At 35.6% G+C, this 20,781-nt stretch carries 17 protein-coding genes; 16 read left to right on the top strand and 1 reads right to left on the bottom strand.

Annotated elements, in window-relative coordinates; translation table 11 throughout:
• Positions 1 to 117 precede the first annotated feature (117 nt).
• From DK430_RS12470 to DK430_RS12460, 3 genes are all read left to right on the top strand, one after another.
• The gene (locus DK430_RS12470; protein ID WP_162616852.1) at positions 118 to 951 is read left to right on the top strand and encodes an ankyrin repeat domain-containing protein; all 834 of its coding nucleotides are present in this window, start codon (positions 118 to 120) and stop codon (positions 949 to 951) included.
• A gap of 36 nt (positions 952 to 987) precedes the next feature.
• Positions 988 to 1,242 carry a hypothetical protein gene (locus DK430_RS12465; RefSeq protein ID WP_109079378.1) on the top strand — a complete coding sequence of 85 codons (255 nt, stop codon included), beginning with the start codon at positions 988 to 990 and terminating at the stop codon, positions 1,240 to 1,242.
• Between the two features lie 135 nt (positions 1,243 to 1,377).
• Positions 1,378 to 1,788, top strand: a complete 411-nt coding sequence (locus tag DK430_RS12460) for a hypothetical protein (protein ID WP_162616851.1) — start codon at positions 1,378 to 1,380, stop codon at positions 1,786 to 1,788.
• Between the two features lie 97 nt (positions 1,789 to 1,885).
• On the opposite strand, the gene DK430_RS12455 is transcribed toward DK430_RS12460, so the two are convergent.
• Positions 1,886 to 2,404, bottom strand: coding sequence for an Hcp family type VI secretion system effector (locus tag DK430_RS12455; protein ID WP_109079376.1), 519 nt, complete (start codon positions 2,402 to 2,404; stop codon positions 1,886 to 1,888).
• A 607-nt stretch (positions 2,405 to 3,011) separates the two neighbouring features.
• Here DK430_RS12455 and tssB point away from each other — a divergent pair.
• Genes tssB through tssM form a run of 13 tightly spaced genes read left to right on the top strand, consistent with a single transcriptional unit; the run spans position 3,012 to position 20,593 of the window.
• Positions 3,012 to 3,509, top strand: coding sequence for a type VI secretion system contractile sheath small subunit (tssB, locus tag DK430_RS12450; RefSeq protein ID WP_109079375.1), 498 nt, complete (start codon positions 3,012 to 3,014; stop codon positions 3,507 to 3,509).
• 37 nt (positions 3,510 to 3,546) lie between these two features.
• Positions 3,547 to 5,025, top strand: a complete 1,479-nt coding sequence (tssC, locus tag DK430_RS12445) for a type VI secretion system contractile sheath large subunit (protein WP_109079374.1) — start codon at positions 3,547 to 3,549, stop codon at positions 5,023 to 5,025.
• Between the two features lie 7 nt (positions 5,026 to 5,032).
• Positions 5,033 to 5,476 (top strand): type VI secretion system baseplate subunit TssE, encoded by a 444-nt coding sequence (gene tssE, locus DK430_RS12440; RefSeq protein ID WP_109079373.1) that lies wholly within the window; start codon positions 5,033 to 5,035, stop codon positions 5,474 to 5,476.
• Between the two features lie 8 nt (positions 5,477 to 5,484).
• On the top strand, positions 5,485 to 7,308 hold the full coding sequence (gene tssF / locus DK430_RS12435) for a type VI secretion system baseplate subunit TssF (RefSeq protein WP_109079372.1): 1,824 nt from the start codon (positions 5,485 to 5,487) through the stop codon (positions 7,306 to 7,308).
• Entirely contained in the window at positions 7,272 to 8,309 is a 1,038-nt protein-coding gene (gene tssG, locus DK430_RS12430; RefSeq protein ID WP_109079371.1) for a type VI secretion system baseplate subunit TssG, read from the top strand. The genes tssF and tssG overlap by 37 nt, the downstream gene beginning before the upstream one ends.
• 4 nt (positions 8,310 to 8,313) lie before the next feature.
• Positions 8,314 to 9,603, top strand: coding sequence for a type VI secretion system-associated FHA domain protein TagH (gene tagH / locus DK430_RS12425; RefSeq protein WP_109079370.1), 1,290 nt, complete (start codon positions 8,314 to 8,316; stop codon positions 9,601 to 9,603).
• Entirely contained in the window at positions 9,603 to 10,145 is a 543-nt protein-coding gene (gene tssJ, locus DK430_RS12420) for a type VI secretion system lipoprotein TssJ (protein WP_109079369.1), read from the top strand. Before tagH ends, tssJ begins: the two co-directional genes overlap by 1 nt.
• 4 nt (positions 10,146 to 10,149) lie before the next feature.
• Complete coding sequence (gene tssK, locus DK430_RS12415) at positions 10,150 to 11,496, top strand: type VI secretion system baseplate subunit TssK (protein WP_109079397.1); 1,347 nt, start codon at positions 10,150 to 10,152, stop codon at positions 11,494 to 11,496.
• Between the two features lie 7 nt (positions 11,497 to 11,503).
• Positions 11,504 to 12,265: a type IVB secretion system protein IcmH/DotU gene (gene icmH, locus DK430_RS12410; protein ID WP_109079368.1), complete on the top strand. Its 762-nt coding sequence runs from the start codon at positions 11,504 to 11,506 to the stop codon at positions 12,263 to 12,265.
• 14 nt (positions 12,266 to 12,279) lie between these two features.
• Positions 12,280 to 14,982, top strand: a complete 2,703-nt coding sequence (gene tssH, locus DK430_RS12405) for a type VI secretion system ATPase TssH (protein ID WP_109079367.1) — start codon at positions 12,280 to 12,282, stop codon at positions 14,980 to 14,982.
• Positions 14,967 to 15,662, top strand: coding sequence for a type VI secretion system-associated protein VasI (gene vasI, locus DK430_RS12400; RefSeq protein WP_204352547.1), 696 nt, complete (start codon positions 14,967 to 14,969; stop codon positions 15,660 to 15,662). Before tssH ends, vasI begins: the two co-directional genes overlap by 16 nt.
• Before the next feature lie 4 nt (positions 15,663 to 15,666).
• Positions 15,667 to 17,049: a type VI secretion system protein TssA gene (tssA, locus tag DK430_RS12395; RefSeq protein ID WP_109079366.1), complete on the top strand. Its 1,383-nt coding sequence runs from the start codon at positions 15,667 to 15,669 to the stop codon at positions 17,047 to 17,049.
• A gap of 25 nt (positions 17,050 to 17,074) precedes the next feature.
• Positions 17,075 to 20,593 (top strand): type VI secretion system membrane subunit TssM, encoded by a 3,519-nt coding sequence (gene tssM, locus DK430_RS12390; RefSeq protein WP_109079365.1) that lies wholly within the window; start codon positions 17,075 to 17,077, stop codon positions 20,591 to 20,593.
• Positions 20,594 to 20,781 lie beyond the last annotated feature (188 nt).

Raw genomic sequence — 20,781 nt, 5'->3', positions numbered from 1 at the left:
TTTAATGTCAATTAAATATTCTAAATAAAATCTTGAGAAAATAGCATGATAAAGAAAATAGTCATTATGTTTATCCTCATTCTTATTATCCTATTCTATTTTAACAGAGGATTTTTTATGACCTATTCAGTTAATGATTTTTATGGAAAAAATCAAAAAGAATTAGCAGAGGCTATTTGGCAAAAAGATGTGAAAAAGGTGGAAGAATTAGCGCCACATACCGATTTGCATACATTGAGTAAAAAGAATATGTCTCTGCTGATGTTACCTATCGTTCGGATTTCTGAAGATTTAAATGGAAATAATGAAGACTATTATAAGATCATTACTATTTTAACTAAGAATGGTGCCGATCCTGATCAGGAACAAGGAGAAAATACAAATGATTCCCCATTGATGACAGCTGTATTATACTACGGTGCACCGCCTCAGATATTAGAAGCGTTATTGAAAGGGGGATTAGATCCGAATTATAAACAAAAGCGATTTATGAATATCCCGATTATTTTTACGGTAACTAATGATGTTGATCATGAAAAATTTAAACTACTTATTGATTATGGAGCGGAAATTAATTCTTATAAAGAGGGTAGTCCCTTAGTTATTGAAACAGCATATGTTGGAGCTAAAAATACATTATATATTTTAGAGCGAGGCGCAGATATAAATGTTACTGGACGTAATGGACTAACTGTTCCTTATTTGATTTATACGAATATTGAAGATAGTATCCAGTCTAAGAAATTAATTGAGGAAGGGAAGACTATATGGGGAGATAAGTTTAGAGATACTTCACTTATTGAGGAAACGCTTAGAAATGAGGAAAAGGTAAGAGATTTCTTAATTAAAAAAGGGGTTAAATGGCCACCAGAAACACCTCCTCAGGTTCAGAAAAATCTAGAAAATCAGAAAAATTATCAACCTAAAAAGCGCTATAATATCAATTACTAGGCTCGCTCTATTGAAATAGAGTTTGAAAGGAAAATAATGAAGCTAATTTTATTGTCACTCTTTCTATTATGTAATTGCATAAATATCTACGCCAATGACATGGCTAAAAATCAGGGTTTCCCGGCGGAAGAGTATTTTACAGGTGAGCGTTTGGAGATGGGCGAGGCCATTTATCGAAATGATAAAAAGCGTGTAGAACAGTTATTAGCAGAAGACACTGATGTAAATGCATTATCAAAGGATAAGACCGGTTTTACCTATTTAATGTATTCCGTATTTTTGGATAATTGATTTGATATTGCAAAGCTGCTTCTTCAACATAAAGCGGATCCAAATTTGGTTTCTAAAGTTTTTTCTAAAAAACAAAAGAGAGAGATTTATTATCTCCCCCTAACCTTTGCGGCGGAAAGATTGCCGATAGACTATATGAAAATGTTACTTGAGTATGGCGCAGATCCGAGTAATGTCTATATTAACTCTGATGGAAAGAAACATTTGTATGCAACCTACCCAATGAATGTTGTTGTAAAATCTACGCATCTTCGTAGCAGGTGGTCTAGAGAGGAATATCTCAATGATATTAGAAATAAAATTGAATTATTGTTAAGCTATAATGCTAATTTTAGTACAAAAGACAATGTAGGATATACCGTTTTTGAAGATGCAGAAATTAATCCTGAAATTCTGTTATATATAATGGATAAAGAAAAAAATACTAAGTTATATAGTTCCAGACTGTTGAAAATGTCAAAAAATTCTTTAAAAAATAGTGATCAAAAAATGAAGGTTCTTTATGAAGAAATTATAAACAAACTGACAGAGGCTGGTTATAACTAATTGAATTCACTCCTTAGAAAGCTGAGCCAAAATAAAAATTGCTATCAGTGTAAACTAATAGCAATTTCATTTTAATTATTTACTCTAACTTATAAAATTAAGCTTCGAGAGGGTTGCGCCAGTCATCAGCACCGGAAGTTCCTGCTGAAGTGTGCTCCCAATTGATTTTACGGTAAGCTAAAGATAACTCTAACAATTGAGTAAACTCACGTTGAGTTGGATCTTGAGCATGAGGCATTTTTAAGTCAATGCTAACAATTGTTGCATCTTCTAACGATGTTGTGAAGAAGTGTTCTTGTTTGCCTTCAACAGAAGTGCGGTACCATTTTAATTCAACTTTAGGTAACATTTCACCTGATGCTAGGGCATTATAAAGCATAGGAACAGCTTTATTTAACGCAACAGTAAGTTTTAATGGCTTATGTGCACGTTGACCAGACGGTTGACCGGACTGTGGATCTGTTGGCACTTCAATAACATGTTTAACTTCTTGAACAAGCATTTCATTTTCATGACCTTGTACGAAAATGTTACCTACTGATTCAGCTGTAAATGCGCCAGAAGTAATTTCGCCTTGGGTTTTACCAGTGATTGATACATAACATGGGGTTGGCATGCTTTTCTCCTATTTTAACAATTTGGATGTGAAACTCTGGAATGTAGCCTTTTAATGCTTAAATTAATCAAACTAGTGTAAGATTTTTATCTGTTTTATAATCAACACATTAAAAGCCTTGTATAAGTATCTAGCAAATTTTATCAAATTACAATAGATATACTTAAAAATTTGGAATTTATCATTTTTCTGATTGATAATAATATAGTTGTAACATAAAGCATTGTTTGAGGATATAGAGAATATTCGCAATAAAAATTAATAACACCATGATATATAATTAAAAATTAGCTATATTTCATTGTGTGTATCCCTAATAATAGTAAGTGTATGCGTTTTACTTTGTTTTTCTTAATTTGAATGTAAAATACTACGTTAGCTCATTAACTAATGCTGATAAATTTTGAAATTATATTGAAATACAAAGGAATATTAACTAGCATGTGTCCGCTGCTATGGGGATCAAAGTGTGGTCATTCGGAATGTGTTTTTTGTAGTTAATTGAGGAAATATTGAAACATTTCATATTTGGAATATGTTGAGGTATAATCCTTAGTATCCGTGTTTAATTTTGTAAAGACAACTTGTAATTTGAGGAGATTACTCTATGAGTAAGCAAAAAGAAGGTTCTGTGGCACCTAAAGAAAGAATTAATATTAAGTATGTACCAGCAACTGAAGGACAGATTGCAGAGGTTGAGCTGCCTCTTAATGTTCTGGTTGTGGGAGACATGAAAGGTCGAACAGAAGATACAACGATTGAAGAGCGTTCAATGGTTTCAATTGATAAAAATACCTTCTCATCTGTAATGGGCGAAATGGATATCAAATTGAACATTAATGTACCTAATAAGTTGTCGGAAAAAGAGGATGAAGAGTTAAATGTAAATTTAGGTATTAGTTCTCTGAGTGATTTTTCTCCTGATAACATTGTAAATGCAGTACCTGAGTTAAAAAAACTGTTAGAGCTACGTGAGGCTTTAACCGCTGTAAAAGGTCCATTAGGCAATGTTCCGGCGTTTCGGGCTCGTTTAGCTGAGTTATTGGAAAATGATGAGTCAAGAGAACAGCTTTTGAAAGAACTTAATTTGGTAAGTGATAAGTAAGTATTAGTAAAATTCTAAGTAAAAAGGATAACAGACTATGGCACGTGCTGTAAAACAACAAGTTCAGGAAACCGAAGTTCAACAGTCATCTTTACTTGATGAGATTATGGCCCAAACACGAATTTCTTCTGATAGTGAAGGGTATGATGTTGCTAAACAGGGTGTAGCTGCTTTTATTTCAAATATTTTAATGACAGGTAGTCAGGAAGAACCTATCAATAAGCTATTAATTGATAGAATGATTGCAGAGATAGATCGTAAGTTAAGTATCCAAGTAGATGAGATTTTGCATCATGAAAAGTTTCGTCAATTAGAGTCTTCTTGGCGCTCGTTAAAGCTATTGGTTGACAGAACAGATTTTCGTGAGAATATTAAAATTAATATATTGCATGCAACGAAAGAAGAGTTGCTTGATGATTTTGAGTTTGCTCCTGAGATTGTTCAATCTGGTTTTTATAAACATGTTTACTCCTCCGGTTATGGGCAATTCGGTGGAGAGCCTATTGGCACGGTAATCGGTAACTACGAATTTACCCCTAAAACACCTGATATGAAGTTGTTACAATATGTGAGTGCTGTCGGTTCTATGGCGCATGCTCCTTTTCTTTCTTCTGTATCGCCAACATTTTTCGGAGTTCAAAGCTACACTGAGCTTCCTGCAATTAAAGATCTTAAATCAGTTTTTGAAAGCCCTGTTTATACTAAATGGCGCGCTTTACGCGAATCTGAGGACTCTCGCAGTCTTGGGTTAACAGTATCTCGTTTCCTTGCTCGCTTACCTTATTCTGTAACGGATAATCCAGTTAAAAGTTTTGGTTATGAGGAAAATGTAAGTAAGGATCATGAACATTACTTGTGGGGAAATAGTGCATTTTTACTTGCTTCATGTTTGACAGATAGCTTTGCTAAATATCGTTGGTGTGCAAATATTATTGGGCCACAAAGTGGTGGAGCAGTTTATGATCTGCCAGTCCACCTTTATGAGGCAATGGGACAAACGGTTGCGAAAATTCCAACAGAAGTATTGATTACTGATCGTCGTGAATTTGAATTAGCAGAAGAAGGTTTTATTGCGTTAACTATGCGTAAAGGTAGTGATAATGCAGCATTTTTCTCTGCTAACTCAGTGCAAAAACCGAAAGTATTTCCTAATACAAAAGAGGGAAAAATTGCTGAAACAAATTATAAGTTAGGCACACAGTTACCTTATACTTTTATGATTACCAGAATTGCACATTATATCAAAGTGTTACAAAGAGAGCAGATTGGTAGTTGGAAAGAGAGAGGGGACTTGGAAAAAGAGTTAAATACTTGGTTAAAACAATATGTAGCAGATCAAGAGAATCCACCGGCAGATGTTCGTAGTCGTCGACCTTTCCGCAGTGCTTCAATTTCGGTGTCTGATGTTGCAGGAGATCCAGGTTGGTACTTGTCTTCTATTAAAGTTAGACCTCACTTTAAGTATATGGGATCTAATTTTGAATTGTCTTTAGTTGGTCGTTTGGATAAGGAGTAAGTTTTTAATGGCAGCATTACTGAGCTGGGATAGAGGAAACGCTGCCAGCTTATTTGAGCGAATTCAAAATGAGGAGTCATCATTATCTGCGCGCCATCATTTAAGAGATTTGGTTTTATCTGTTAGACATAATCTACTTAACATATTAAATACCCATCCTGGAGCCTGCCAGAGTGCCTCAGCGTTGGGTATTGTAGATTTAAATGACGCAACTATAGGTACCATGGATATGGTTGGTAAGATTCAAGCAGTTATCGAGACTTGTATTTTGGATTTTGAGCCTAGAATTATCTCTGTAAATGTACAACCACTTGTAAATGAAGATAACCCTTTATTGTTACATTTTCGTATTGATGCAATATTATCAGTCGAAGAAATGAGTTCTCCAGTCGTCTTTAGTTTGCATTTGGATAATGATCGCCACTATTATTTAGATCTTGCTGATATTTGAGCATAAAAATGTCTGTATTAGAAAAATATTTTAGAAATGAGTTAGAATATTTACGAGAATTAGGAAAGCAGCTTGCGGTTGAAAAGCCTCATTTGGCTAATTTTTTATCTGAAAAAAGTGCTGATCCTGATGTAGAACGTTTGCTAGAAGGGTTTGCTTTTCTAACGGGGAATTTACGGGCAAAAATTGAGGATGAATTTCCTGAATTCACTCATAGCATGATTAATATGCTATGGCCTAATTATTTAAGACCTACTCCGAGCATGACTATTGTCGAGTTTTATCCTGATGAAAAAGTTGGCCAATTACAAGATAAGGTTGAAAAGGGTACGTACTTATTAAGTAAACCGATTTCGACCACATATATTGATCAAGATAATTCGGTAATTGATGATGGTTCTGTTCGCTGTACTTTCCAGACTTGTCGTGATGTTTGGTTAAATCCTTTTTCTATCCAAGATATTACTACTACAAATAATAACGAGAAATCTATAATTGAAATACATTTTTCGTCTGAATCTGAATTATCATTTGATACATTAGATCTAAATAAACTTAGATTTTACCTTGGTTCTGATGAATATAGTAATCAGCAGCTATATTTATGGTTATCTTATTATTTACAATCTGCCAAATTGTTTATAAATGAGACTGTATACCCTATTCCGGATATTAGCTTTATTCCGGTAGGATTTAGGCGAGAGGATGCTATATTACCCTATCCTAAACATACAAATGCGGGGTATAGGGTTCTGCAGGAATATTTTTGTTTTCCTGAGAGTTTCTTATTCTTTGATGTAAAAGGATTCAGCCCACTATCATCTGAGATTAAAAGTAAGAGTTTTTCTCTTCAATTGTCATTTTCTTTACCATTGCCCGTTGATGTTAATGTTCGTACGTCAACATTACGTCTTCATTGTGTACCTGCAATTAACCTTTTTAAACATGATAGTGAAAATATTCGTTTAGATGGTACAAAAACGGAGTATATTGTCAAAGGTAGTCACCAACATCCTGACTGGTATGAAATTTTTTCGGTAGACAAGGTTTCTAGTTTTGTTCATAAAGAAGATATAACACTCAGTAAAAAGAATAATAGTGGAGAGCGTATTTATGAGCCTTTTGAAAGTTTCAGACATCAAGTCGAATATATGAAGGGACGTACCGCACTTTATTATCGTCTAAGAACAAAAGATGCTCTGTTTCATTCTGGATTTGATCACTTTTTGTCTTTTGTAAGAGGTGATGAAATTCAGGTATTGTCATCAAATGAATGTGTAGCAATAGATCTAACTTGTACCAATCGAGATTTACCTACACAGTTAAAAATTGGTGATATATGTGTAAGCACAGATCAGCATCCTTCTTCTACGCAGTTTAGAAATATAACTCGTCCATCATTACCTTTACATCCTACATTAGATGGCACATTAGCTTGGAAATTAATCTCTAATTCCTCTCTTAATTATCTATCTTTACTAGACATTGAACCATTAAAGGAAATATTGAAAACTTATGATTTACCAGCTTGGCATAGTCGCCGTAATGCAAGGATATCTCAAAAAAAACTAGATGCTATTCAGTCAATTGAGACGACTCCAATTGATCGATTGTTTAAAGGTGTATCAGTTCGAGGATTGCAATCAACATTATGTATTCAGCAAAGTGGGTTTACTTCAGAAGGAGATATGTTCTTATTTGGAAGTGTGTTGTCTCAATTTTTTACTCTTTATGCTAGTGTGAATTCATTCCATAAGTTGAAAATAATTAATACTGATAATCAGGAGGTGTATGAATGGCCGATTCAGATGGGTCAACACGCTCTGATGTAAATAAAAACTCAGATTTAATAGATATAACACGTTATAGTTTTTATCAGTTGGTTGAAATACTTTTTAAATTATCTAATGTAGAATCCTCGAAAACTTTGACGTTAACACCGGATAAGGAACCTATTCGATTCATATCCTCCGCAGGATTAGAGTTTCCGATTCGTGATATCGTACACTTACTTTCTACGAAAGAAGGGCAACATTCCCTAGAGATTAGTTTTTTAGGTTTACACGGTAGTCAATCTCCATTACCTACATATTATTTGGAAAGTTTAGCAACCGAATATTTACATAAAGAAACTAAATTAGTTGACTTTATGAATTTATTTAATCACAGATTAGTTTTATTGTTACATCATATTTGGAGAAAGTACCGCTATTATATTAACTTTAGAAATGAGGGAACTGATGTTTTTTCTCAACGAATGTTTTCGTTGGTTGGGTTAGGACATGAAAAAACTCGCAATCGTTTAAGTATTCATCATAGTAAAATGTTGGCCTATGCGGGAATGCTGGCAAGTCCGGGACGTTCGTCTGAAGTTATATCAAGTTTAGTTTCTCATTGTTTTGATCTGCCTGATGTTGACTTAAAAGAGTGGTGTTTTCGATATGTTAAGATTTCCGAAGATGAGCAAAATCGTTTAGGTGGAATTTTAAAAGAGGTTGGGCGTCCACCTAGTGGACGTAGTTGTTTGGGGGTGAATTTTACTTTGGGTGAAAGGAATCCTGATCGAGGAGGTAAGTTTGAACTTCAGCTAAATAATCTTTCTCGTAAACAATTTTTATCTTTTTTACCTAATGGAGAAAATTACTTATCTTTAATTACATTTGTATCATTTGTGTTGAAGGATCAGTTTGCTTGGGATCTAAGGTTGGGGCTTAAACCCAAACAGATCACTGGAATGCAGTTAGGAGATGATAAAAATACAATGTTGGGGTGGACGAGTTTTGTGGGTAAGCCAGACAAGAAACCAAAAGTAACAATTAGTATCAGGGAGTAAATCGGTGGATGGTTCATTGGTATTGACGCTGAGCGTTAAAAATGTAATTGATTTAGAAAGTGGAAAGTCGCGAGAGAATGTTTTTACTCAAGATGGTGGGACAATTGGTAGTGGAGAAAACAATCATTGGGTCCTGCAAGATGTAAAAGCTGGTATTCCAACAAATCAAGCTAATATTGAATGGAGAGATAATACCTTTTGTTTGCAAGTTATAGGAAAGCCTTTACTTGTAAATTCAGCCACCTTTACTCCAAAATCTGGGTTCATTCGCTTAAAAGATGGTGATCAGATAAAATGTGGAGCTTTAAAGCTTGCTGTTTCAATTTTTGAAAAAGATGCATCTCAGCAAATAGGCTCAGCTAATACTGTTGAAGATATTGTAGCTGGCAATCAAGATTATTTAAAAGAAATCTTGGATCGTAAAAATGGTGCTGAGTTGGTTGAGCCTAAGCGTTTAGCTGATACTGTAGATGATAATTTTGTTAAAGATCCTATTTTCGCACTACATTCACAGGGAAATAATATTATTAATTTTGAAAGTGACAATGATAATAATGCAGATCATTTACTATCATCAAAGTATAAGTCTAAAAATGACTTGGGAGTAATAGGAACTTATGGAGATTTGAAAATGACGAACCAATCTTATGTAGATTTACCAATAATACAAAATAGTAATAAAAACGAAGAACAGTCTCCATTCATGGAAAATGCTTACATCACAATATCTCCATTAATGAGAGAAATGGACACTAAAATTAAATTGATTGATAGTCAAGAAACAAATGATTTTTTAGAGGAGGTTGGTAAAACCTTAAAAGCGGCAATTAAAGGATTGTTAGCCTTGCAGCAGGAGCAAAATAGCTTGTCTGATAAACACTTACGTCCAATTGAAGATAATCCTCTTCGATTAAATTTAGACTATTCTACTACTATGGATGTATTATTTGGAGATCAAAAAAGCCCGGTCCATTTAGCAGCTCCCGCGGCAGTGTCGGAAAGCTTACATAACTTATTAATTCATAATGAAGCAAATCGTGTAGCTATTATTTCAGCTTTGGGGGCGATCTTAGATGCATTTTCTCCTCAGTTGTTATTACAACGATTTGAGAATTATCGTCGCAGCAATGAGAAAAAAAATGAAGGAGGTGCTTGGGCCTGGGAGATGTATAAAAATTACTACGAAGAACTCACTTCGAAACGCCAATATGGTTTTGAAAAATTGTTTTGGGAAGTATATTCTCAAGCTTATGATAAAGCACTACGTGATAAACAAAATAAGGAAAATAAATAATGTTCTGTATCAACCGTAATTTAGCATTAAAATTAGTCTCTGCACTATTTGTAGCGTTACTTCTTTCTAGTTGTCAAACAATGTCAAAGATAAGTAAGGTCATTCAAGATCCTGATATTCAAGTGGGTGGACCTTTGGATCAGCCTTCTACAGTACAAATTTCATTGTTGGCGGAGCCGAACATAAATAAAAATGAAAATGGGCAACCTTCACCAATTGAACTAAAATTAGTTTATTTGGGTGAGGATTCTAAGTTGTTATCTGCGTATTATGAGCAGTTAAGTACGGAAAGTTTAAGTGATGTATTGGGCAAAAATTATATTGATCACCAAGACTATACTCTATTACCTTCACAATATAAGGCCTTACCGCAAGTTAAGTTAAAAGAGGAAAATAATTATTTTGGAGTGATTGCATATTATTCTGATTCTGGTGCTACAGAATGGAAAAAAGTAGTCACCCTAAAAGGTATTGGTCATAAATACCATATTTTAGTTCATGTTAAAGAAAACGAAGTTGATATCAGAAAGGATGAAGAATAGCTATATGTCTAAGAATAGAGTTATTTGGAAGGAGGGGCTTTTTGTTCAACCTCAACACTTCCAACAACAACAGCGTCATCTGGATTATTTAATTCAAAATCAGTTTGTAATATTAAATAATAATTATAATTTCGGATTGCTTTCAGTTGAAATTGATAGAGATATGTTGAATCTTGGGCGAATTGCACTGCTGTCTGCAAGAGGCGTTTTTCCTGATGGAACATATTTTGATTTGCCAAGTCAGGATTTGTTGCCAACCCCTTTGGATATTAAACAACTGGAAAATGCTGACGCATATGATATTTATTTAGCTTTACCCAATTCCAGCGCTGTTTTTGCAGAAATTCATTCAGACTATAATAATCAAAATAATATATCTGTTCGATATAGAGAAAATCTGCAGGATGTTCGTGATATTCATACACCTAATGGAAACAGTCACTCTTTGTTTTTAGCTCAGTTATCACCGAAACTCATTCAAGGTACAGAGGATAGAAGTTCTTACACTTGTCTACATATTGCCCGTATCAGAGACAAACTATCTGATGGAAGAATTGAATTGGATGATAAATTCATTCCCACTTCAATGGATATTTCAGCCTCTTCTGAATTGAGAGCTTTTGTCGGAGAACTTGCTAGCACATTGGAACAGCGGGCAGAAACATTGTCTTCTCGGATAGGCTCTCCTAGCCAGCAAGGAATTGCTGATGTAGCGGAATTCCTCATGTTGCAATTGCTGAACAGAGAACACCCTTTTTATAAGCACTTAAATATTCATCCTCATATTCATCCGGAATATTTTTATCGTTTACTGATTCAGTTATGTGGTGAGCTAATGACATTTACTGATGCCTCCCGCTTACCAAAAGAGTTTTTACGATATGATCATTTCTCGATGACTGAGTGTTTCCAACGTTTGTTTCGACAATTACGAATTGCGCTAAGCACGGTACTCACACCTAAAGCAGTATCTATCCAGTTGGAATCCTTGCCTTATGGAGTAAAAAGTGCGGTTATTAATGATCAGGATTTATTATACAAGGCTGAATTTATACTTGCAGTTACAGCTCGTGTACCTGAGGAGTTATTACGTAAGCAATTTGTTCAGCAAATTAAGATAACAACTCCAGATAAAATTCGTCAACTAGTTAGCGTCCAGTTGCCAGGAGTAGAGGTACGTCCTTTAACAACGGCGCCTCGTCAATTGCCATATCATGCAGGTTATACCTATTTTTATTTAGATACTCATGGCGATGAATGGCGCGAGGTACAGAAGAATCATGCCATTGCATTCCACGTTTCAGGTGAGTTTCCTGAACTAGATATGCAATTGTGGGCAATAAGAGGATAGTTTATATATGAGTGAATTAATTTTAGATAGAGGTAGCTTGGAAGAACCTATATTGACATCTCCTTTTTATAACCTCCCTCTTCGGGGATATAGTATTAATCCTATGGTTGATGCAGCAACGCCGTTGTTAGGTATGGTCTTGAGATTAAAAGATATAACAGATCAAGATATGCCTTCTATGTTATACGGGCAGGTTGTACAAGATATTCAATCTTTAGAACAAATTTTACGTGAGCAACATTATGAGCCGGGAATGATCGTTTCATTTCGCTATGTGCTATGTACTTTTATTGATGAAGTGGCTCTGGGGCATGGATGGGGAGCCAAGAGTAGTTGGTTCCAGAAGTCATTATTGACTTACTTTCACAATGAAACTTGGGGAGGCGAGAAAGTTTATATTCTGTTAGATAAACTTATGGCTGAGCCTAAGCGTTACTTAGATCTTCTTGAGTTTATGTATGTTTGTTTTAGCCTTGGATTTCGAGGTAGGTACAAAGTAACAGGGCAAAATACAGAAGAATTTGAAAGTATTTTTCGTAAATTACATGATGTAATTATGAATACAACGGATAAAACTGTCCAAGATGTGATTTATTCTGAAGAGAATGATAAACAAAAGCACTCGTATCAGTTATTAAATAAGGTAACATTGAAAAAGATATTTGGTATTGGTCTGGTTGTTCTCATTACAGTATATTGTATCTACTTATTAAAATTGAACAATCAAACTCAAGCTATTATAGAACAATTAAATAACCTATTAAATTAAGAGAAAGTAACATTATGATTAGAGTGGAATTACCTGTTTTAGTTGGAAAATTAAATTCAGTTGCAAAACATACCTTGGAGGTTTGTGCAGCACGTTGTATGAATGAACAATTTGCTGAAATTACAGTGCCTCAATTTTTATTTAGTTTTTTAGAGACACCATTGTGTGATGTGCGAGTTATCTTAGCTCAATCTAATGTTGATATTGAAGAATTAAAAGGTTACCTGCAAGAAGTTGTAGTAAGAGACTCACAATTACAAACTCAACAAAGTTACCCAAGTTTTTCACCCTTGCTTGTTGAATTATTACAGGATAGTTGGCTGGTTGCATCAACAGAATTTGGTCATTCTAATTTGCGTAGTGGCATTATTTTATATGTTTTATTATCCTCTTTACATCGTTATCTTCCTCTTCAGGCAGCAAAAATTTTAATGGTAATTAATCGTGAAATCTTAAAACAGGATTTTGCTCAGCTTGTTGCAAGCTCATCAGAAACAGAGGTGCTTAAAGGGGAGAAAGTTACGACATTATCAAACGGTCAAGAAAGTTTATTAGATAAATATGCTCAGAACATGACCGCACTTGCGAGAGATGGTAGGCTAGATCCTGTACTATGTAGAGATAAAGAAATTAATTTAATGATTGATATTTTATGTCGACGTCGTAAGAACAATCCAATTGTTGTTGGAGAAGCCGGTGTTGGTAAAAGTGCATTAATTGAAGGCTTAGCTTTACGTATTGTTGCAGGTAATGTACCGGAAAAATTGTTAAATACTGATGTCATGACATTGGATTTAGGTGCATTACAAGCTGGGGCTGCTGTAAAAGGTGAATTTGAAAAACGCTTTAAAGGTATTATGAACGAGGTTACTTCATCACCAAAGCCAATAATACTTTTTATTGATGAGGCCCATACGCTAATCGGTGCTGGTAATCAGCAAGGTGGCTTAGATATATCTAATTTATTAAAGCCGGCCCTTGCCAGAGGTGAGTTGAGAACAATTGCTGCAACAACTTGGAGCGAATATAAGAAATATTTTGAGAAAGATGCAGCATTATCTCGACGCTTTCAATTAGTGAAACTAGATGAGCCCACAGTTGAAGAGGCTGTAGTAATTATGCGGGGCTTACGCACTGCGTATGAGCAATCACACCAAGTATTAATTGAAGAAGATGCACTAATCGCTGTTGCTGAATTAAGCGAGCGTTATTTAAGTGGGAGACAATTACCAGATAAAGCAATTGATGTTTTAGATACAGCGTGTGCTAGAGTCGCTATCAATCTTACATCTCCCCCAAAACTAGTTGCTGAGTTAGAAAATGAGCAACATCAACTTAAGATGGAGATGGATTTATTAGAGAGAGAACTTAAGCTGGGTTTAAGCTCAAATGAGTCTCGCTTATCACAGTTGAGAAATAATTTTGATGTAAATGCTCTGAAATTAGATAACGTTCGCCAAAGCTGGCAAAAACAGCAGTCTATTGTGAAAAGTATTATTGAGTTACGTTCAAAATTGTTAGAAGACAAAGAAAGGGAGATAGAGGATTTTGAGCAGGATGAAAAATATACGCCAGATCAAGTGCCTGAAGTAGGTGTTGAAAATGCTGATACCTCAAGTCAAATAGATTTAGATGAAATAGAAGAATTAAAGGTACTTACGCAAGAGTTGGAGATGTTGCAACAAGAAGAAGTGCTTGTGTCTCCGCATGTTACACAGAAACAAATTGCTTCTGTTATTGCTGAGTGGACTGGTGTACCAATTGATCGTTTATCTCAAAATGAGCTTAAAATTATTACAGATTTGCCTACTTATTTATCAAAAGAAATTAAAGGTCAGGATTTAGCAATTAAGCACTTACATCGCCATTTACTAACAGCAAGGGCAGATTTAAGAAAAGCAGGGAGACCTTTAGGTGCATTCTTATTCGTTGGCCCTAGTGGGGTTGGAAAGACAGAAACTGTTTTACAAGTAGCCGATTTGTTATTTGGAGGGAAGCAGTATTTGACAACAATTAATATGTCAGAATTTCAAGAGAAGCATACCGTTTCTCGTTTAATTGGTTCACCTCCAGGGTATGTCGGATTTGGAGAAGGGGGCGTTTTAACTGAGGCTATTCGCCGTAAGCCATACTCAGTGGTGCTTTTGGATGAGGTTGAAAAAGCTCATCCTGATGTTTTAAATCTGTTCTATCAGGCTTTTGATAAAGGTGAATTAGCAGATGGTGAAGGGCGTATTATTGATTGTAAAAATATTGTTTTCTTTTTGACTTCCAATTTAGGTTATCAAACTATTGTTAAAAATGCTGATACACCAGATAAGATCATTGATGAGTTGTATTTTGAGTTGGCTGACTTCTTTAAGCCGGCACTATTAGCTCGCATGGAGGTTATTCCGTATTTACCATTACCGGAAAATGTTCTAATGACTATTATTGATGGTAAGCTTAAAAAATTAGTCATGTTATTAGAACGTCGTTTTGATGCTAAGGTTGTTATTGAAGATGAGGTTAAAAAAGAAATTTTACGTCGTTCAACCAGAGCAGAAAATGGTGCTCGTATTTTAGAGTCCATTATCGATGGACAAATGTTACCTCCAGTATCGTTATTATTATTACAACAAATTGCAGCTAATAAGGAGATTAAAGATATTCATTTTGGTATAAAAAATAATCGCTTTATTGCTAAAGTTGGAGATGAGGAATGCGATCTGGTTTAATTTCAATCAAAAAATTAACTTATTTGGCAACATTCATAATGTTCGTTCCTATGGAGTTAATTGCTAGTGATTATGTTGTTAACTCTCCCTCTTCTGCTGAAGGAGAGTTAATAAAAGCTATTGAACAATGTCGGCAGGAAAAAGCCGCGTTGGAGCGTTTAGATTGCTATGATAATGCTTGGGGTAATAACCTAACTCCTTCTCAAGTAAAGCAAAAAGGAGGCGTGGCTTGGGATAGAGCTATAGAACAAGAAAGCACCAGAACGGGCAATTCTATTTCTTTATTGACCAAATCGTATAATACGGAGGAGGGAAATCCGATAATTATTATTACTACTCCGGCATTAGGACACAAAGATCCAAGACCGGTGTTGATGTTTAGTTGTATTGATAACATCACTCGATTACAAATAGCTTTACTTAACCCAACGGATAAGCGCGATACGTATGTGGAGGTATCCACGGACAAGAATAAATTTGAGACTCGCTGGTTTTTCCGAGAAAATGGGTTCTTATTGGAAGCAAGTAGAGGCTTGGAGGGAATCAGTGAGATTCAGAAATTGTTTAAGGCTAATACTCTAAAGATTAAATCGAATGTTAAAAACATTAATGGGTTAACGTTCAATATTCAAAATTTAGAAAACGAAATTAAACCTCTTAGAACGACTTGTCATTGGTAATATAATGGATTTATTAATTGATCATCCTTGGCGCGTTAAAATTTTAAAGCCGATAGATACTGAGATTGATCTTGATGAAGATCCTGTGTGGATTGATCTTGATGGAGAAATGGTAAAACTAGGCTCACTAGAGCACGAGTCTTTAGATATTTCTTCGGTTCAGCAAAAAGCGCTAACATTATTATCTACAAAAAGTAAAGATGTGCGACTTGTTGCACATTTATTAAAGACTTTACAACATTCAGGTAAAACAACGGAGTTATTACTTGGATTAGCACTATTAGCTGATTATGTTGAAGCTTATTGGGCATCAGCGCCTCCAGCACAAAAGCTTAAGAAGGTACGTTTAGCTCAGCAAATTCTTAAACGATTTGAGAATATGGGGACTAAATTTAATCAGTCAGCCTCTAGGTTGGAAAAAGATGAAGCCAAAATACAACTAGAGCGACTTAAGCATTACTGGGGTGATGAACAAAAGTTATTACATGATATAGAGTTATTGTTATCCCGTTATACATTTAGTGATACGGTCAATATTGGCAATGCTGATACAGAGGTAGAAAAACCAGGGCAACCTATGGAATCAAAAATTGATTCAGGCAATTTGGTTAGTCAGAAGTCCATGGTTATCGAACCTCTTGAAATCGATCAAAGTAATGAAAAAGCTTGGCGGAATACATTATTAAAAGTTGCGGATTACTTAATAGATAAGGACCCTTCAGAGTCTGTTGGCTATCGATTAAGACGGTATGCAATCTGGAGTAATATAACATCTGCTCCATTTGCAGAAGGCAATAAGACACAATTAGCGGCAATTTCTGTAGATCGTGTTTCTGAATATAAGGCTGCACTGGAAAATGTGAGTATAGATTTATGGAAAGAGGTTGAGTATAGCTTAACTCTAGCCCCTTTTTGGTTTGAGGGGCATTATTTATCTGCAGAAATCGCAAATCGTTTGGGGTATACTAAGGTTGCTGAGGCAATTAAAGAAAGTCTCCGTAATTTTTTTGAAAGATTGCCATCTCTAATAGAATTGACATTTAGTGATGGTACTCCGTTTTTACCGCAGAACTGTCAACAGTGGTTAGCCCAACATAAAGCAACACAAAGTGATATGCTGATTCAGAATAGATCAAATCAAAATATTGATGATTATTATGAAAAAGAAGGATTGGAAAAAACCTTACAATTGATTAATGAACAAAAATATTCCGATATGAGGGAAAGAGTTTATGCTCAGTTACATAGCATAAAATTGTTAAATAAATCAGGCTTACATAGCTTGGCTAAGCAGCATTATGCAACGTTACAGAGTGCTCTAGAGTCAGTATCAGTTAAAGATTGGGAACCGTCCTTATTCTCTTTATTGATGAAAGAACAAGAATGAATTTAGTATAAAGAAGGTTTTAATAATGAGATTACCATCATTTTTTCAAACATTTAGACCATTATTAACTCGATTAAAATTATCAGGTCCAATTTTAATAATTGTGCTTTGGATTGCAACGTTAATCTGGGTATGGTGGCAAGGAGAAACCTACACTATTAATGGTTATAAGCCTCTTGCAACGGTAACTAATCGTTGGTTATTTACTGCAGTTCTTATTATTGTCGGAATTTCTTGGATTACCTGGAAAATCAGTCAGCGATTAAAACAATTAGAAAAACGCCAACAAGAAGATAAGAAGAATTTTAATAGTCCAATTAAGGAGAACATTGATGCACAACGTCGCTATTTAGATCGTTGGGTTTTAAGGTTACAACGTTATTTAGATACATCTAAGTATCAGCATGTATTACCTTGGTATCTTCTATTAGGTATTGAAGGAAGTGGTAAGTCTTCTTTATTAAAGGAAAATGGGGGGTTTGTTGAGCTCTATCAGAATGATGAAGATGAGGTTAGTAGTGTTGAGTTCTCTATTTTCACTAATAAAAAAGCCAATGTAATTGTTCCTAATGGTAATTTGGTGTCACAGGATATTGAAATAGAAGGTAAGCCGCGTTTGTATGCTAAGCTTTGGAAGAATCTATTGGATTGGACTGCCGAGCAACGAGGCAGACAACCTCTAAATGGAGTACTTCTGTGCATCGATATATATCAATTACTTATTCTTAATAAAGAAAATCGGGATCTGTATCTTGCAACTCTACAACAACGCCTAAAGGATGTCTCAGATACTGTAAATGCAGATTTACCAATTTATGTAATTTTAACTAAAATGGATCGCCTATATGGCTTTCAGGCGATGTATCGTAAGTTAACAAAAGAACAGATGGACAGCGTGTTGGGTACTACTTTTTCAGCTAAAGGTGAAAATTGGACTCAAGAACTTAAAAGCTTCTGGAGTTCTTGGTGTAAACAAATGAATTCAGCTATGCCTGATATGATGCTGAGTGATGTTTTGCCGGAGCAAAGAAGTCAGCTATTTAGTTTTATTCGACAAATTGGTGGAGCACATGAGGAGATTTCTTCTTTCTTAAATGATTTGTTAAATACTGGGGGGAGATCTAATGTTTTCTTTAAGGGGGTTTACTTTACTTCAGCATTGCAGAATGGAAAAATAGACGACCTCTTTATTCAATCGGCATCAGAACAGTATCATTTAAGTAACCAGACCTATCCAACATGGTCTGTAAAATTGTCTCAGACATATTTCTGTACAAAATTATTTGAGAATACACTATTTGCGTATCCTAATCTTGCAAAAGAGAGTTCAGTTTGGAATCTGACTTACCGTAATCAATTAAAAGCATTTTCGGTTGTTGGAGGCATTGTTTCTCTTGCTCTATTACTGGGTTGGCAACACTATTACAAAAAGAATCACGATGCGGGTGAGGTGATTTTGGAGCAGGTAAGGAATTTTAAAGAGATACCTGTACCAAAAGGTGTTGACTACTATGGAGATAAGCAATTACCGCTATTGAATCCAATGCGCGATGCTACTTTTGCGTATGGAAAAGAGCCGGATTCTTCAAACATTTTTACCGACATGGGATTATATCAAGGTCATAATATGGGACCTTATGCCCATTCGGCATATTTAAGATTATTACAACTTCGTTATTTGCCGGCAATTATGACGGGATTGCAACGTAAGTTGGATACATCTCCGCCTAATAGCGATGAAAAATTAGAAACCTTGCGTGTAATGAGAATGCTTGATGATAAAACCGGTCGGGTTGATCAGGTTGTTGAAGATTATATGCAAAAATATTGGAGTGAGGCCTTCAGAGGTCAAAATCAACTTCAAGCTAATTTACTTTCTCATTTGGACTATGCTTTAAAATATACTGATTGGTATGCAGGTCGTATGCAGGGCGATGAAGAGCTTATTAAAGCATTTGAACCTTTTGACTTGTCGATTCGTGATGCTCAAAAAGAATTGAGTAATTTATCACTTTACGATCGTGTGTATCAAATTCTTAAAACTACAGCGAAAAAAGTATTCCCTACGGATTTAAATTTAAGAGAAGAGATTGGCGGAGGGTTTGATGCTGTATTCATGCCGGAAGAGGAGGAGTTAGTTTACATCCCTCGTTTCTTTACTACAGAGGGGCTTACCAACTACTTCTTAAAACGTGATTCACAGTTAGTTGATTTAACGGCAATAGATAGTTGGGTGTTAAACTTAACCAAGAATATTGAGTATAGCGACGCGGACAGAAAAGAGATCAGCTCAAGAATTACGGAACAATATGTAAATGATTATGTTTCAACTTGGAATGATGCCATGAATAATTTGGACATTAAACGCTTTGAGGATATATCTGAGGCTGTTTCTGCAGTTGAAAAAATCACAGGTAATACGCAAGCTATTCGTCGGGCTGTCAGTGCTGTAGTGACGAATACAGCTTCGCCGACGGTACCTAAAGAGCTTGAGGGAAAAGATTTAGATGCCGCCTTGTCGTCTTCCGAGTATTTATTAAAAAATGCCATTTCACGTAATTTCTTAAGTGAGAAATCTATTCTCGCACAAGAAGATGGTAGTCGTGACAATTTGTTACAGCGTGTGTACCCGCAGTTGTCGAATTTACATCGTTATCTGCTTGCAATTCAAAACTCGCCTGACCAAGGTAAAGCGGCGTTAAAAGCGGTGCAATTACGTATGGAACAGCAGTCATCCGATCCGATTTTAGAATTACAACAAATTGCTAAAGGACTACCGCAACCACTAGGGCGCTGGGTTGAGCAACTGTCTCAAAATGCGTGGAAAGTCGTGTTGAAGTCTGCAATTCAGGCTTTAGAGGTAGAATGGAATGACAAAGTGGTTAAACCATATCGCATGACAATAGCCGATCGTTATCCGTTTAATCCAAACTCTCCACAGGAGGTAGCGATTAGTGATTTTGACCGTTTCTTTGCGCCGAACGGCATTTTAGACAGTTTCTATACTAAGTATCTGAATGCCTTCATTGAAAACGGTTTTGCGGATGTGGAAGACGGTTCAACGCCGCTAATTCGGGAAGATGTATTACAGCAATTGGAAATGGCACAAAAAATCAGAGATACGTTCTTTAGCGGTGAAAATGGCTTAGGTGCACAATACATTGTCGAGCCATTGAGCTTGTCGCCTAATAAACGACGTAGTGTGTTGAATTTAGATGGTCAACTTATTGATTTTAGTCATGGTAATAAACGTCGGGTGAATGTGGTATGGCCAAACTCAATGAATATTGCGGTGGAAAGTAAGTTGACATTGGTGCCGAATCAACCTAATGCTTCGCCGCGTAGCCTTTCTTATCGTGGTCCTTGGGCACAAATTAAGCTCTTTAGCCTAGGTAATGTCGTTGGTGAACGTGAAGGCTCATTTGATATTCGCTATGATGTGGATGGTGGGTATGCGGTTTATCGTATCTATGTTGATGCGTCGAATAATCCGTTCTCACCGGATATGTTCAAAGAGTTTAACCTATCGGAAACATTGTATTAGCGAGGTGTGATATTAAGCTGAGGGATAGAATAACCTCGGTTAATTTTGAAAAGTGCGGTGAGTTTTTTCACTGTTTTTCAGTTGAATGAATTTGCCGCACCAGTAATGAGGATTTAATCTTAGATAGTGAGGGCGTTTAAATGGCGAAGACTCTTAATCCGGATTCGTTGGTGAAAGCAGCGGATGGT

Source organism: Aggregatibacter kilianii (genome assembly GCF_003129965.1).
Classification (GTDB): Bacteria; Pseudomonadota; Gammaproteobacteria; order Enterobacterales; family Pasteurellaceae; genus Aggregatibacter; species Aggregatibacter kilianii_A.
Note: the sequence above shows the minus strand (reverse complement) of the source record. Positions and strands in the feature narration are given on the sequence as shown.